11 protein-coding genes are annotated in these 15,011 nt (G+C 60.8%); 6 read left to right on the forward strand and 5 right to left on the reverse strand.

From position 1 onward, the window contains the following. Positions 1–1,351: 1,351 nt before the first annotated feature. Positions 1,352–3,208: an Npun_F0296 family exosortase-dependent surface protein gene (locus N4T19_RS07405; protein WP_182342312.1), complete on the forward strand. Its 1,857-nt coding sequence runs from the start codon at positions 1,352–1,354 to the stop codon at positions 3,206–3,208. A gap of 207 nt (positions 3,209–3,415) precedes the next feature. On the opposite strand, the gene N4T19_RS07410 is transcribed toward N4T19_RS07405, so the two are convergent. Further along, a complete protein-coding gene (locus N4T19_RS07410; protein ID WP_182342315.1) occupies positions 3,416–4,408 on the reverse strand; it encodes a helix-turn-helix domain-containing protein in 993 nt (330 codons plus the stop codon). A 347-nt stretch (positions 4,409–4,755) separates the two neighbouring features. On the opposite strand from N4T19_RS07410, the gene N4T19_RS07415 reads away from it, so the two are divergent. Further along, positions 4,756–5,424: a DMP19 family protein gene (locus tag N4T19_RS07415; protein ID WP_116924277.1), complete on the forward strand. Its 669-nt coding sequence runs from the start codon at positions 4,756–4,758 to the stop codon at positions 5,422–5,424. A gap of 65 nt (positions 5,425–5,489) precedes the next feature. On the opposite strand, the gene N4T19_RS07420 is transcribed toward N4T19_RS07415, so the two are convergent. Then, positions 5,490–6,011, reverse strand: coding sequence for a hypothetical protein (locus N4T19_RS07420; RefSeq protein WP_260719777.1), 522 nt, complete (start codon positions 6,009–6,011; stop codon positions 5,490–5,492). 205 nt (positions 6,012–6,216) lie between these two features. On the opposite strand from N4T19_RS07420, the gene N4T19_RS07425 reads away from it, so the two are divergent. Then, positions 6,217–7,455, forward strand: a complete 1,239-nt coding sequence (locus N4T19_RS07425) for an MFS transporter (protein WP_182342324.1) — start codon at positions 6,217–6,219, stop codon at positions 7,453–7,455. Between the two features lie 63 nt (positions 7,456–7,518). Here the strand turns inward: N4T19_RS07425 and N4T19_RS07430 are convergent, their stop codons facing one another. Further along, positions 7,519–9,084, reverse strand: coding sequence for a hypothetical protein (locus tag N4T19_RS07430; protein WP_182342327.1), 1,566 nt, complete (start codon positions 9,082–9,084; stop codon positions 7,519–7,521). 203 nt (positions 9,085–9,287) lie between these two features. On the opposite strand from N4T19_RS07430, the gene N4T19_RS07435 reads away from it, so the two are divergent. Next, entirely contained in the window at positions 9,288–11,480 is a 2,193-nt protein-coding gene (locus tag N4T19_RS07435; RefSeq protein ID WP_260719778.1) for a TonB-dependent receptor, read from the forward strand. Between the two features lie 100 nt (positions 11,481–11,580). Here the strand turns inward: N4T19_RS07435 and N4T19_RS07440 are convergent, their stop codons facing one another. Beyond that, positions 11,581–11,877: a hemin uptake protein HemP gene (locus N4T19_RS07440; protein WP_232539382.1), complete on the reverse strand. Its 297-nt coding sequence runs from the start codon at positions 11,875–11,877 to the stop codon at positions 11,581–11,583. 251 nt (positions 11,878–12,128) lie between these two features. On the opposite strand from N4T19_RS07440, the gene N4T19_RS07445 reads away from it, so the two are divergent. Next, positions 12,129–13,385 (forward strand): MFS transporter, encoded by a 1,257-nt coding sequence (locus N4T19_RS07445; RefSeq protein WP_207788036.1) that lies wholly within the window; start codon positions 12,129–12,131, stop codon positions 13,383–13,385. Positions 13,386–13,411: 26 nt separating this feature from the next. Here N4T19_RS07445 and N4T19_RS07450 read toward each other — a convergent pair whose 3' ends face one another. Further along, the gene (locus tag N4T19_RS07450) at positions 13,412–13,675 is read right to left on the reverse strand and encodes a YlcI/YnfO family protein (RefSeq protein ID WP_182342337.1); all 264 of its coding nucleotides are present in this window, start codon (positions 13,673–13,675) and stop codon (positions 13,412–13,414) included. 184 nt (positions 13,676–13,859) lie between these two features. On the opposite strand from N4T19_RS07450, the gene N4T19_RS07455 reads away from it, so the two are divergent. Beyond that, positions 13,860–14,861, forward strand: coding sequence for a LacI family DNA-binding transcriptional regulator (locus tag N4T19_RS07455; protein WP_260719779.1), 1,002 nt, complete (start codon positions 13,860–13,862; stop codon positions 14,859–14,861). Positions 14,862–15,011 lie beyond the last annotated feature (150 nt).

The raw sequence follows: 15,011 nt of genomic DNA on the forward strand, positions 1-15,011 counted from the left end.
TTTTTATCAACCCTCTGACCAAAAATTTAAACCTATTTTTAACCAACGTCAAACACTCAATAATTATTAACTATGAGTATTAGCCGATTAAAAACTTAAATACCGACATTGAATTCTCAATATGGATTTGTAAACAATTAATCAGGTGATCGACTCAAATGAATTCTGAGATAAATTTATGCTGTTGCACAAATTCTCATTGCCCTGATGCATACTGAGTCGCAGTGGGCATATACGCGCAAGATCAGCTACATCTGGTAATAATTAAGAGCGACTTTAGAATTGAAGATTTACTGATTCCAGCATTTACTAACACCACGAACTAGCCAAAAATCGCGATAGATACTCTCAAAACATAACTGCCATCTGGCTTCAGTTAGCTGAATTTGCAACTTCCCTGCTCGCACGCTTAGGTCATAGATAGAACGTCATCCCTTGTTAGCGTGGTATGCGTATCAAGCGGTGACGAGTTTTGAGCTCTTGCCGGTGTACGGATGGCTGAAACGCGCGCCTTTTTGCCATTCGCCTGCCTCAGGAATGCAATGCCATCGGCCCACCTATTCGGGCTAGCTGGTGCATCCCTGACCCTCATAGGGCCGCCTATTGAACCGTTCAGGATGCGTTGGATGCCACTGCTTCATGGCCTGCATGGGCCTTTTGCTTGGACTGCCCTTGGCCAGGTAGCCGAAATCAGCCTATCTATGGACTGCCCCGTGGCTATGGGCAGTCCAGGCGGGTACTAGCCCCGGTCGCTGGATGACTATGCGCGGTAGTTCTCGGAGCGCTTTCCAGATATGGCCAGCCAAGCCCATTTCTTTGTGCAGCAGGCCAAAGAACCTGTTCTAAGCGCCCAACGCATCTGCGGCAGGGTTCGATGCGCGCTTGGGGGCCTTTGTGGTGTGGATGCAAGGCAGTCCTCAGGCATCGGTGCCCCGTTGATGGGGCCTGCGGTGGGCGGCGTTTGCGCCCTGCGCAACCGTGGCGCAAGGCAGATGGCCGCTGGGCAGCACCTTCTGCAGCATTTCGCCCAATTGTAAATTTTGTCAGTAAATGTTCCTTTTGTTCTACAATCCATCGCTTCGAATCTCCCTCGCGCTGCACAGCAGCGTCCGCTGACGGCAAGCCCAACCCAGGCCATGGATCTCCTCAACCGCCCCCTGCTCTCTGCCAGCTGGGCGTATCCACGGATCTAAAGCCCGAACCACCGCGACTCGCCTTTCGATGTGCGAGGGAAATGACTCGTCCCGAAAAAAGACAAAGGCGATTCATATCGAAGATTTTGTTTTCTAAATTATTCACAAGGTCTATGACAAAAACTTCTGCGGCTTTGGCCCTTGCCTGCCTGGCTGGAATGAGCGCCTGGAATGCCCAGGCCAGTGAGCTGACGCTTTATATCTCTGAACCCGTCCGCAATGCGGCTCTCAACGCAGCGGTGCCCGAAGGCGCTCTGCCTTGGTCCGACGCTTACAAGCAGTCGTACACCATCGAAACATTCAACGGCGAGACCCTGGGCACTAAAACATCCGGCAACTGGGCTATCGGAACGTACCAGGTGGGCGCCGGCGGCAATACCAATGTGGCCGCTGCCAATGTGTATGGCGGCGCAGGCACCGGCACGGTAATGGGCAGTGGTGGTTCCAACTTTCTCAATGCAGGGACAACCGGCACACCGGTAGGCGTCACGGTGACCTTGACCAACCCTGCGCGCTATGTCGGCTTCTGGTGGTCCGCAGGCTCCAACGGCAACAACGTGGAGTTGCTCGATGAGAACGACAACGTGCTGACGGCGATGACCACCGACGATCTGATGGCGTTTTTGAATTCGCCCTCCAACCTCACGATGAAGGCCTTGGACCAGAACATCACCTACAGCAGAGCGCAATACAACGGCAATCCCTTTATCGAGGGGAACAACGCTGAGCCCTATGTGTATCTGAACTATGTGCTCAAGGACACTACCGCTTTCGGCTCCACCACCATCAAGAAGATACGCTTTTGGGGTGCCGGCTTTGAGCTGGACAACATCGCAGTGCGCGAAGAGAAGCTGCCAGGACTGCCTGCAGAAACGGAGTTGCCCCAAACCTGGGTGCCCACCAAGATCACCAATACTTTTGAGGATCCGCCGGCTACGGTCAACGATTCGGGTACTACGCGGATCAACACGCCCTCGGGCTCATTGGATCTGACGGACAACGATCCCCATGTGCCGGAGGGCAGCTCGGTCACCGCGCAGACCACGTCGGCCAACGGCGGAACGATTGCGGCCGATCCGGCAAATCCTGGGAAGTTTATTTACACGCCTGCCATTGGTTTCGTGGGCGTCGATACCTTTAGCTACGACGTTTGCTTGCCAGCGCCCAACCAGACCAAGTGCGCAACGGCTGAGGTCACGATGACGGTCACGGCACCCGATCTGGCCATCGACCTGTCCGGACTGCCGGCCACCGCGACGGTCGGCGTGCCTTACCAAGGGCAATTGCGCTGCAGCAACCTGGGCGATGCCGATGCATTGTCTGCGACGGCTTGCACCACCGGCCCGCTGCCAGATGGGCTCAGCATCCAGGCTTGCACGGTAAGCCCCGACAGCGCAGCCTGGACCGCAGGGAACCTCATCGCGCAAGGCGCGGTCGTCACTTGTGAGGTGGGCGGCACACCCGCCAATGTGAAGAAAACGACGACAACGACGGGCACCACCGGCACGACGGGAGACCGCGACCTGAGCAACAACACGGCGACCCAGGACATCACCGTCGTGGGCGCTGCGGATGTCGTGGTCGATCTGAGCGGATTGCCGTCGACGGGAACGGTCGGCACTCCCTACCAAGGCAGCTACAGCTGCAGCAACCGGGGCAGTGCAGACCAGGCGGGGGCCAACTGCGCCGTCTCCGGCCTGCCTGCCGGCATCACCCAAGGGCCTGGCGCTTGCACCATCGTCACGCCCGCTGCCCCGGCTGCCACCGGCTGGACATCGCCCTCCACCATCCCAGAAGGGGCTGTGGTCACCTGTGTGGTCGAGGGCAAGCCAACGGAAGTGGGATCGTCTGCCGTCAGCGCTTCGGGCGTTGACAGCAAGCTGAGCCACGAGATCACGATTCGCGCGGTCCCCGTGCCCACTGCGGTTCCGTCGCTGTCCACCTGGGCACTGCTGGTACTTGCCACAGGCCTGGCCATGCTCGGCATGGGGCGTGCACGCAAGCACAGTGCCTGATCGCTGATCGGCCTTCAAACCGGTGCCAGTCAGTGACATGCTGACTGGCATTTTTTTGGTCGTGTCGGTAGTGCTTGTCCAGACTTTCGTATGCGGAGTCACGCGGCGAAGAGGGGCTCGGTGGAGTGCGGTGATCCGCATAGGTTTATCTCGCGATTCATCCGCAGATTGAGCACTTGAACGTCAAGACGTGCGGCACACCGGTTGCTACTCCGGTTTATCTTCTGACGGCTGGCTTGGCACCGGTGCCCCCTGCGCCTGGAATGCCATGCGGTACTGCTTGGGCGACCTTTTCCAGAACTTCTTGAACTCGGTGGAAAAGTTGCCGGAGTTGGCATAGCCGACTTCGGTCGCAATGTCGGCGACCCCCAGTGAGCCGGTCTCCAGCATCATTGCGGCCCTGGACATTCGCTCTTTGCGAATATATTCAAAGACCGTCATGCCCACGGTGGCCTCAAATACCATATTTAGGCGGTGGGTGGACAAACCCAGGCTGGCAGCCACATTACCGCCTTTTAGCGTCGAGTCACTGAGGTGATGGATTATGAATTCGGTCGCTACCTGCTTGATGCTCATATTGGCCGACAGGATTCCCGAAGGTATATGCCATGCCCTCACCGCATCCGCTGTATGCTGCTCCAATCCGGTTCTTTTACGCGCCAGCGCAATGTGAATGCGAACCCTCTCCAGCACCTCATCCACATAATAGGGCTTCAATATATAGTCGACAGCTCCAGCACGAAGCCCAAGCAGCCGGTCTTCTTTATCAGACAGCGCAGAGATAAATAGGATGGGTATATAGCGGGTGGATGCATTCTCTTGGAGCAATCTGGCCACCTTGATATTACTGCGGTCAGGCAAGCGCACATCCATCAATACCAGATCAGGAGGCTTTAAAAGAATGCGGGTGTAGACCTGGCTCTCATTCTCAATGACGCTGACGGTGTAAGAGCGGCTGCGCAGTGCGGTGACCAGAAGACGAAGTTGCTGTAGATCGCGATCGACGATCATTACATGTGGGACTTTAATCTCACTATTAATCATATATTGCGCACAAATCCCTTTCCATATCGGACGCCAGGTTTCCGTGGATTTTTCTGCGCTTGCAAATGCACGGGGATCTTGAAAGCGGCCTGGCGTGGCCAGCCCAGCCAGCAGCGCGCACCTGCGCCAATGGCAGCAAGGGTGGGCGGCAAGCAAGGTGGCGTGGATGCAGAAATTTACGGCAAATATAGTACGAGAGACACTCCAAACATTCTCTTTTAAAAATTACAATCAGCGACTTGTAATAATGAAATATATAAATGAAAAATGATATTCATTTCTGCATTAAGCAAAGAAGTTTGGATTAAAACAAATATCAAAATTTGATTTACCTGTTACGCAACAATGATTTGAAACCACCAGGTTTACATGTTGTTTACAGTTGGGCCTTTACGGGTAGGAGGGCGCTCAAGATAAGGCGCGGGCAGCACCCTCGCCGAAACGGGATCTCCCTTAAACTCATCCGCTGTTGGGGGCAGGTTTGCGCCCCGGAAAGGCCATGCATGAAGCACGACGGGCATGCCGTCGTCGGATCTCCGATCACCGACGTCATCTTTGAAGAAAAGCGCGTTTTGCTGCTGCTCGATGACGGCCGCCAGCTGGCCGCTCCGCTGTCCTGGGTGGGGCCCAAGGTGCTTGCGATGAACGCGCAAGAGCGATCGCAATGGGTGGCTACCGCGGACGGGCGCGGCGTCAACTGGCCCAGCGCCGGTCAGACCTCGGCTGACGGCGCACTCAATGTCTGGACACTGGAGCAGGATGCGCTGTTTGAAGCGGCGTTGGCCGAGCTAAAGGCCTTGGACTGGAAGGCGGACCAGCTCAATCACCGCAGCCGGGCGCTGGTGGCCTTGTGGCGCCTGGTGGCCGATGGCTACAACGGCGGCCTGCTGCAGTTTCTGGGCAACTGGGGCATGGCCGAGATGGATGCGGCGCTGGCTGCGCTTGCCCAGATCCGGGCCAGCGCCACGCTCGCGGTAGTCACCGCGTTCTGGCGCCTGGTGGGCCCCATTGCCCAGTCGGACGAGGTCAACACCATTGATGATGTGTACCGCGCAGTGGCCGGTGACTTGTCTGAGCAGATTGAAGAACTGGACGAGCAGTTCTGGGAAGCGGCCGAGGAACTGGTCCAGCGGGTGCCGCAATATTTTGGGCCGGCGCCTTCGGCCGCCTGATGCGCGATGCGCAACCCACACGCAGCCCTGGGACGAGGGCTGCAGTGCGCCGGTGCGCCGGGGCGCTACTTGTCGTTGTTGGCGCTCAGGTTGTCCAGCAGATCATCGAGCGACTTGAATTCGATGGTGTCCACACCATCGTTCTCGTCAATGGAGATGTCTTCCAGCAGCAGCTCCTCGCACAGCTGGGCCCGCACCCAGCACTGCGGAAACTGCTTGGGTGCGACAAATGACAGCAGCACGGCATCGGCAAAAACGGCCACCGAATGCAGGCGCAGGTCATTGCGCAGATCGGTGGGCTCTTGCACCTCATCGTCTTCAACGGCTTCTTCTACCTCCAGCGCAATGTCGTGGACCAGCGCCGTCCACTGATCGGCTGGCATCGCCAAAAAGCGCTGGGTATTGGCGATAAGGGCATCGACATCCATGTCCGGGTTGTCGGCCAGCTCCGGGTCGACATTGACATGGATATCGGCCCCTGCGGCATGGAACCGCACGCTGCCCACCACAAAGCCGTCGTCGGCTTGCACGTCGTTCAAAAGCTGGCTCGCGGCTATCGCGTCACGAAGATGGGCAATCTGTGTCATGGGGGCCGTCCTTGCGTTGAAGTGAATGGCCATCATAAGCGGCGGCCGGCCACGCATCTACCCTGCCCGCGAATGACTGTCATTCGCTCAACTGGCACAAATTCGATATTTCTTGTCCTGCTTGCGCGATTGCGCCAGCGCATCTTCCCGTAGGCTTGCCGCTTGCCTGATTTTTTTGCCTGCCCAGGTTTGCCCGCCCGACGCCATGACCGCTGATACCGCCACCCTCAACCCCTCGCCTGCACTGGCTGCAGCACCTGCAGATACTCAGCAGCACGGCTTTTTATTGCCGATTGTGGGCGGCGCCGCGCTCGCCCACCTGCTCAACGACATGATCCAGGCGATGCTGCCGTCGATCTTTCCGATGCTCAAGGCGAGCTTTTCGCTCAGCTTTGGGCAGATTGGCGTGATTGCGCTGGTCTACCAGGTCACCGCATCGCTGTTGCAGCCATGGATTGGCATGTACACCGACAAGCACCCCAAGCCCTACCTGCTGCCCTCCGGCATGGGCATGACCTTGATCGGCATTGGCCTGTTGGCCACCGCGCAGAGCTACGAGATGCTGCTGGTGGCCGCCGCCGTGGTGGGCGTGGGCTCGGCCACCTTCCATCCCGAGGCCTCGCGCATTGCGCGCCTGGCATCGGGCGGCCGCTTTGGCACGGCGCAGTCCAGCTTCCAGGTGGGCGGCAATACTGGCTCTGCCATTGGGCCGCTGCTGACGGCGGCCATCGTCATCCCCCATGGCCAGCCAGCGGTGGCCTGGTTCATGGTGGTCGCCCTGGTCGCCATCTTTGTGCTGTACCGCCTGACCATCTGGGTGCGCCACAACGGCAGCGCCAAGGCCCAGAGCCTGGCCAAGAACCATGCGGGTGAAGGCCTCAACCGCGTGGGCGTCATCCGCGCCGTCATGGTGATCTGCATTTTGATGTTCGCCAAGTTTGTCTATATCGCATCGTTCACGAACTACTTCACCTTCTACCTGATCGAGCGCTTTAACCTGAGCGTGCAAAGCAGCCAGCTGTTTCTCTTCATGTTCCTGGCCGCTGTGGCAGCGGGCACCTTTGCCGGCGGCCCGGTCGGTGACCGCATCGGCCGCAAGGCCGTTATCTGGATCTCGTTTTTGGGCGTGGCGCCGTTTGCGCTGGCTCTGCCCTATGTGGGCCTGGTGTGGACCGCCGTGCTCGCCATCGCCATCGGCCTGGTGATGTCGTCCGCCTTTGCCGCACTGGTGGTGTATGCGCAAGAGGCCGTGCCCGGCCGCGTGGGCCTGGTCTCGGGTTTGATGTTTGGATTGATGTTCGGCATCGGCGGCGTCGGTGCCGCGGGCCTGGGAGAGCTGGCCGATGTGCATGGCATCGTCTGGGTGTATGGCCTGACCTCGTTCCTGCCGCTGCTGGGGCTGGCGACCGCGTTCTTGCCGGATACGCGGAAAAAGCGCCCCTAAGAATGGGATGTGCACCCGGCATCGGGCGCAGAGGGCTGGTTGCCCCATCCCCCATCGCTGGCATCACTCCAAGGGGACGGCGCCCAGACCCATCAGGTTGCCGTGGCGGTCGCGGACCTGCAGCACGGTTCCACTTCGGTTGCCAGGCTCTTGAAAGAGATAACCGGTAGAAGTCACACCATCACGGATCCAGGTACAGGTGGCCCTGCGCGGAACGGCGGGATCAGCGCGGGTGCATCGAATGGCGCCATCGTCACTCACCGCTTCTAGACCCTCCACACGCGACAAAGTCACGGCGACCGTGTCTTGCGGGGCAATCAAGGTGGAGAATTTGAGCCACCATTGCCCCAGCAAGCCTTGCGCGTCTGCGGCACCCGGCTCCAATGCCATCCGCACCATCTGCTTTTGAGGCTCGTTCGGCAGCGCTACCGTTCCGCGTACGCGACTGAGTGCCCTCGAGCTTGTACCGCCGTACAAGAACGCCAGCGACAAGTCTCCGGCAGCCTCCGCCAGTTCCGCACTTTGGAGTGGTCCCCCCAGTGCACGGCCTCCTTGGTAGCGATTCAGCGCTAACTGGGTCTGGGCTTTCTGGAAACTTCCGCTTCCCATGTGAAAGGTCGGCCGCCCGCTTGGCAGATAGTTAAATACCTGCGCCAAGGCCATGCCATTTTGAACATCGATGGCCATTCCACGCCCTGGCTTGAAGGTCCATTCATCCTCCACCAACCAAGTGCCACTGCTGGGGGTGATTGAAAGGTTGCAGTTGATTTGATCGCCAATGTACAGATCCAGCCAGAAGGCGCACCCAGTGATGGTGGAGCCGGAGCCCCCTCCTATAGCTGTACCCATGACTGGATAAGTAAGCACTGCTCCTTGTTCCAGTACGACAAGCTCAGCAACAAGATCCACATTCACAATACGCAGCGCAATGGACTGCACATAGGGCTCATTGCCATCGGCGGGCTGAGGTTCACTGTTGGTGCAACGGAAAATGTCTTGGTCTGCGGCCTTTGTGCAGATGAACGTATTCCATGGAACGCCATGAAAACCACGCATCCATACCCGCCACTGCAAATCTTGGGCCGGCTTGCCGATGTTGATATGGACTTGCCGGTGTGCAAGCGCATTGGAGTCCAGCGTCGTCCCAAGAAAACTCCGCGTTTCACCTGCGCTCCAATAGCGGGCCACATAGTCATCACTTCTCATCTCAAAGCGTTGAATCGCGCGCCCGGGCTCGCCAGGAAACTGCACCGTCCCCTGTAGCCCGTTGGCAAAACTCACCGTCACTTTCCCCGGCGATTCCAACGCGACCGCATCCCTTGCATCACTGCCAAAGCTGCGCCCCCCTTGGTACTGCATCAGCGGTGCAGTAACGGTGTCGCCATCCATCTGCCCGGTAGCCGTGTAGAAAGTGGCGTCGCCATTCGTCTCATAGCCAAATACCTGCATAAAGAAGGTATTGCCTTGCACATCAATCGCCAGGCCCCGGCCCGGTTTTCCATCCAATTCTTCGGTAATGGCCCAGGTGCCGGCCTGGGGGGTAAAACTGCGAGCAGCCCAACCCATGCTGCTTGCGAGCGCCAGCACGCTAGCAACAACGGTAGAACGGATACCCATGGCTTTATTCAAATTTATCTCCTGATATTCATATCAGTATATGGACCTTTCCTCGCCCCGTGCTTACAGCGGAACCTGAGTCTCCAGACGCAGGGCTCGCACCAAATTCAGCGGCGGGTGATCCCATAAATACAACAAAAAGTTGCAAACATCACATCCGATGAATACGATTGAGAATGATTCTTGTTCATTAAAGTCATAGCAACGTCATTCTCATGTCACATACAACCCAACTCAGACACCAACCCAACCTGATCGTCCTGGCCTTGATGGCCGCTGCCGCCAGCGCTGGGGCATCGGCCCAGCAGGCCCAGCCAGCGCAATCAGCAGCACCCGCGCAGGAGGCGGGCGCCAGCACAGAGGCCAGCGCACCCGTCAACCTGCCCCAGGTCACCGTGCGCGACCGCTATGAGCGTGAAGACCTCCCTGCGCTCGCGCCCGGACGCAAGGCAGCCAAGGGGGCACGGCTGGGCATTCTGGGGGCGACCTCGATCATGGAGGCGCCCGTGCACGTCAATGCCTACACACGCGAGCTGGCCGAGGACTGGTCGGCGCTGTCGCTGCAGGATGTGCTGGAAAACGATGCGGCGGTGGTCTTTACCACCAACAAGGGCCATTTGCTGCAGAACTTCAACCTGCGCGGGCTCGATGTGACGGCGATGGACATAGCGACCAATGGCCTCTACGGCATTGCGCCGGCCAACTCGGTGCCGATCGAGATGTTCGAGCGGGTCGAGGTGATGCGCGGCCCCAATGTGCTGCTCTCGGGCATGCCGCCGCTCGCCAGCGTGGCCGGCTCGGTCAATATGGTGACCAAGCGCGCGCTGGCCCAGCCGATTGCCGACCTGACCGCCACCTATGTGTCGGACTCGTACTACCAGCTGCATGCCGACGTGGGCAAGCGCTTTGGGCCCGAGCAGCGCCTGGGCCTGCGCTTCAATGGCGTCTATGGATCGGGCGATATGGGCGCCGAGGACGAAAAGCAAAAGCGCAATGTGGGCGCGCTGGGCCTCGATTACCTGGGCGACAACTTCCGCCTCTACCTGGATCTGTACAACAGCGTCAACAAGATCGATGGCGGCAGCCCCGGCATGTTCAGCTTTTTGGGCAGCGCAGCCATCCCCGGTGTGGGCACCCTGCTCTCACCGCCAGATGGGGATGTGAACCTGTTCAAGGGTACGCATGGCAAGTACGACAACAGCGGCTTGCTGGCCCGGGCCGAGTTTGACTTCAGCAAAAACTGGCAGGGCTATGTGGCAGCGGGCGGGTCGGAGGCCGAAGGCCAGGGCCTGCTGTTTGGCACGCGCGCCATTGTGACCGGCGCAGACGGCACCACGCGCGGCGCGATCTACAACGTGCACACCAAGTCCGAGCGCCGCACGGCCGAGGCGGGCGTCATCGGCAAGTTCGACACCGGCAGCGTGCAGCACCGCCTGCAGCTGTCGTTCAACATCCTCGAGCACAAGGAAGGCACGGTCAACACGGCCTGCAACTACTGCTACACGACCAATATGTACCGGCCGACGGAGCCCGCCTTCCCCGCAGCACCCACCTTCAAGGACTACACGACGGAGAACGAATTCCGCTCGGTGGCGATTGCCAACACCATGGGCTTTTGGGATGAAAAGCTGTTGCTGACCCTGGGCCTGCGCCACCAGACGGTGAAGACCCCGCTGGTCAATGGCGTGGCCTCCAACTACAGCGAAAGCCGCACCTCGCCAATGGTTGCCGGCGTGCTACGCCCCTGGGGTGAGAACATCGCGCTGTTTGCCAACTACACCGAAGGCCTGGAGCCCGGCCGCACCGTGGGCACCGGCTTTGCCAACCAGGGCGACACGCTCGCGCCGATGCAGACCAAGCAAGGCGAAGTGGGTGTGAAACTGCAGGCCGGTCAGACCACGCACACCATCAGCGCCTTCCAGATCAAGAAGCCCTCCATCGTCACCAACAGCGCGAACTTCCAGGTGCTCGATGGCGAGCAGCGCCTGCGCGGGCTGGAGTGGAGCGCGTTTGGCAAGCTGAGCGAGAGCGCGGCGCTGCTGGGCGGTGTGGAGTACATCCAATCCAAGCAGACCAACACCGGGCTGGAGAACTATGGCGTGCCCAAGCTGCGCACCCGCATTGGCCTCGATTGGGACACCCCCGTGCAAGGCCTGTCGGTGGGCGGGCGCCTGTTCCATACCGGCTCGCAATGGGCGGACTCGGGCAACCGCCTGAAGGTGCCTTCGTGGAACCGCATCGACGCGATGGCCCGCTATGCCACCAAGTTCGGCGCTACGCCCGTGCGCTTTAACGCCAGCGTGGAGAACCTGACCAACAAGAACTACTGGATCGGCATGTTCAACGATGGCTTTGTGATGCCGGGCGCGCCGCGCACCTACCGCTTGTCGGCCACCGTGTCGTTCTGATCACCACAAAGGCTCTGGCCATTGCCAGAGCCCACAAACACCACAGCCCGCTGGCCATTGCATGCCAGCGGGCTGTGTTTTATCAGCGGTGTGGAGCGCTTTACTTCGTCAGGATCAGCTTGCCCAGCTTGGTGGCCTGCAAGGTGTAGACGGAGCCGTTATGGGCGATCTGCACGGTCTTGTGGCCGGCCAGCAGGCTGGCGCTGTCCACGCTGCGCACCTGCAGGTTGGCATCGTTCAGCGGCCGGGGCTGCAGCGCAATGGTGAGTGGCTCGCCAGCATGGGACTCGGCCTCGCAGGCAGCGGGCGTATCGGCTGCGTCCTGCGGCTGTGGCACAGCTGGGCGGCGGAGTTGCAAGGTACGGCGGGCGCTGGTCGCGGCATGCAAAGTGGTCATGGTGGCGCTCATGGCGGGTTGGTGGATGGTCAGGCAGATGCAGACAGCTGCACCCGAAGGAGGGAAGAAAAGCAGCAGAAGCACGCGGCACCGCTGCCCGTTGGCCCCCACAACGCCAGGGCGTTGGCAGCGCCGCAAACGGCGCGCATGGCGGGATGACGTTCATCACAAGAGGGGCAAATCACAGGAACCGAGTTTATCATTAAATGAGATTGATTATCATTTAAAGACCATGTTATTGAAGGAGTCTGATGCCCGTCCCGTCTACCTCGGCGAGCCCCGCCCGCCCATCCGATGCGGCCCCGTCCACGGCGCCCGTGCGCAGCTTCAGCATGCGGCCGCTGATGTTCGAGAACTTTGTCTGCACCTTGTCGATGATGTCCTTTGTGGCGCTGATCGGCCCCATCGCCAGGCTGCTGGGGCTGGCGCCCTGGCAGGCCGGCATGGCGGTGACCGTGGGGGGCCTGGCCTGGGTACTGCTGGCACGGCGCTGGGGGGCGGCCAGTGACCGCTGGGGCCGGCGCCCCATCCTGCTGCGGGGCCTGGGCGGCTTTGTGGTCTGCTATGCATTGCTGTGCAGCTTTATCGTGTTTGCGCTGCGCAGCCAGCCGCCCGTGTGGCTGGCCTTTGCCGGGCTGGTGCTGCTGCGCGGCATGGCCGGGGGCTTTTATGCCGCCGTGCCCGCCACCGGTGCGGCGCTGGTGGCCGACCATGTGCCCGGCCCGCAGCGTGCGGCGGCCATGGCCACCTTGGGCGCCGCCAGCGGCATCGGCATGGTGGCGGGCCCCGGCGTCACCGGCCTGTTGGTCGCGCACAGCCTGGAGCTGCCGCTGCTGATCACCGCCGTGCTGCCCGCCCTGGCCTTGTTGGTACTGTGGCGCTGGCTGCCGCGCAGCGAGCAGCATGCCAACCCGCCCACCGGCCCCCTCAAGATCAGCGACCCGCGCCTGCGCCGCCCGATGGCCGTGGCCTTTTGCGCGATGTTCAGCGTGACCATTGCCCAGGTCGTTGTGGGTTTTTTTGCGCTGGACCGGCTGCAGCTGGACGCCAGCGCCGCTGCCCGCGCCGCCGGCATAGCGCTGGCCGTTGTCGGTGTGGGCCTGATCCTCGCCCAGCTGGCCGTGCGCAAACTGGGCTGGACCCCGCAGCGCCTGATCCGCGCCGGCTGCGCCCTGTCTGCGCTGGGCTTTGCGTCGCTGCTGCTGGCCAGCACGCCCTGGGCGCTGTGGGCCGGCTACCTTTTAGGCGCCGCCGGCATGGGCTGGGTCTTCCCCTCCGTCATGGCACTGGCCGCCAATGCCGTGGGCGCGCATGAGCAAGGCGCCACTGCCGGTACCGTTGCCGCAGCCCATGGCCTGGGCATGATCCTGGGGCCCCTGGTGGGCACCCTGGTCTATGACCTGCACCCGGGCGCGCCTTATCTGCTGGTGGCGGTGCTGCTGGTGCTGGTCGCGCTGTGGCCTGCGCGTGCGCCAGTATCAGCGCTGGAGGTAAGGCGGGTGGGTTGAGATCCAGCTGTCTGACATTGAGAGGTTCATTTGCGCTGCCTGGCTGCGGCCAGCTTGGCCTCCAGGCGGGCAATCACGACCTGTGCAGGGATGCCAGCAGCAGCACTGTTGTGCCGCGTGGCGGCCAATCCCCGCTGCAGCAATCCCGCCTGTGCTTGCCGCTGCTGGATCTCGCGGCGGACAGCGGTCTCGACAAAAGACGCCAGGCTTTCGTTCTGCGCCAAGGCACGCGCCACCTCGTCCATGAAAGCGGGCTCGACGCAGATGGATGGGATGGTGGCAGTCTTCATAGGTAGATCCTGGAGTGCAAGTGAATGGATCCTCGGCCATTAAACCTCTGAGTGCGTATGGTTGGCAGGGGGCGACTACCGCCCGCCAAAGCTGGCTCAAATACCATCCCAATCCCACTGCACCGCCCCGCAGCACCAGCATGGACTACGATAGCGGCACTTTCAGCCGCCATCATCCCTGCCCGTGCAACCCACTGACCGACCGTCCAAGATCCAAGATGTAGCCCGCGCTGCGGGCGTGTCTGCGATGACGGTGTCGCGGGCCATCAACCACCCCGAACGGCTCAATCCCGAAACCTTGCAGCGCGTGCGCGATGCCATCGCCAGCATGCGCTATGTGCCCAATGCGCTGGCCAGTGGCCTGCGGCTGTCGCGGGCGCGGCTGGTGGCGGCCTTGCTGCCGACCTTGGTGGGGCCCGTGTTCCAAGAGCTGATCCAGTCGCTCGACCATGCGCTCAACCAGCACGGCTACCAGCTGATGATTGGCCGCACCGGCTATGACGCCGCGCAAGAGGCGGACTTGATCCGCGCCATCATCCAGCGCCGGCCCGATGGCATTGTGATGATCGGTATGGCCGCCTCCGAAGAAGGGCGGGCGCTGCTGCAGGCCTCGCGCATTCCGGTGGTCGAGACCTGGGACCTGAGCGACACGGCGATCGACATGCTGGTGGGCTTTTCGCACAGTGCCATTGGCCAGGCGGTAGCGGCGCATTTCATCGCCAAGGGCCACCGGCAACTGGGCATGGTCAGCGGCGATGATGCGCGTGCCCGGGTGCGCGTGGCGGCCTATGCACAAGCGGCGCAAGCGGCAGGCCTGCCCGAAGTGAAGGTGGCCTATACGCCCGCGCCCAGCACCTTGGGTGGCGGCCGGCGTGGCCTGGTGGAGATACTGGCCCAGCGGCCCGAGGTGACCGCCGTTTTCTGCAGCTCTGATACCTTGGCATTAGGTGCCTTGGCCGAGGCGCAGCACCAGGGCCTGCGCGTGCCCGAGGACCTGGCTGTTGTCGGTCTGGGCGACCAGGAGTTTGCCAAAGACACCGCCCCGCCCCTCACCACCGTGCGGCTGGATGGCACCCGCATTGGCCAGTTGGCCGCCGACATGATTGTGGCCCGCACCCTGGACCAGCCCGTCGATGCGCAGCGTGTCGATATCGGCTTTTCCATTACCCAGCGCAGCAGCGGCTAAACAGCGCTGTCTCGGTAGAAATTCACACCCCCGCCATCCTGGCAATGTCGGGTAATTACTGATTTCTCAGCCAAAGTTAACGTTAACAATACGACAAATTGCAATGTTAACGTTAACTATTTGAAGCGAAGCATCGCTCAGCCAGATTTC

The sequence above is a fragment of the Comamonas squillarum genome (assembly GCF_025309455.1).
Lineage (GTDB): Bacteria > Pseudomonadota > Gammaproteobacteria > Burkholderiales > Burkholderiaceae_C > Comamonas > Comamonas squillarum.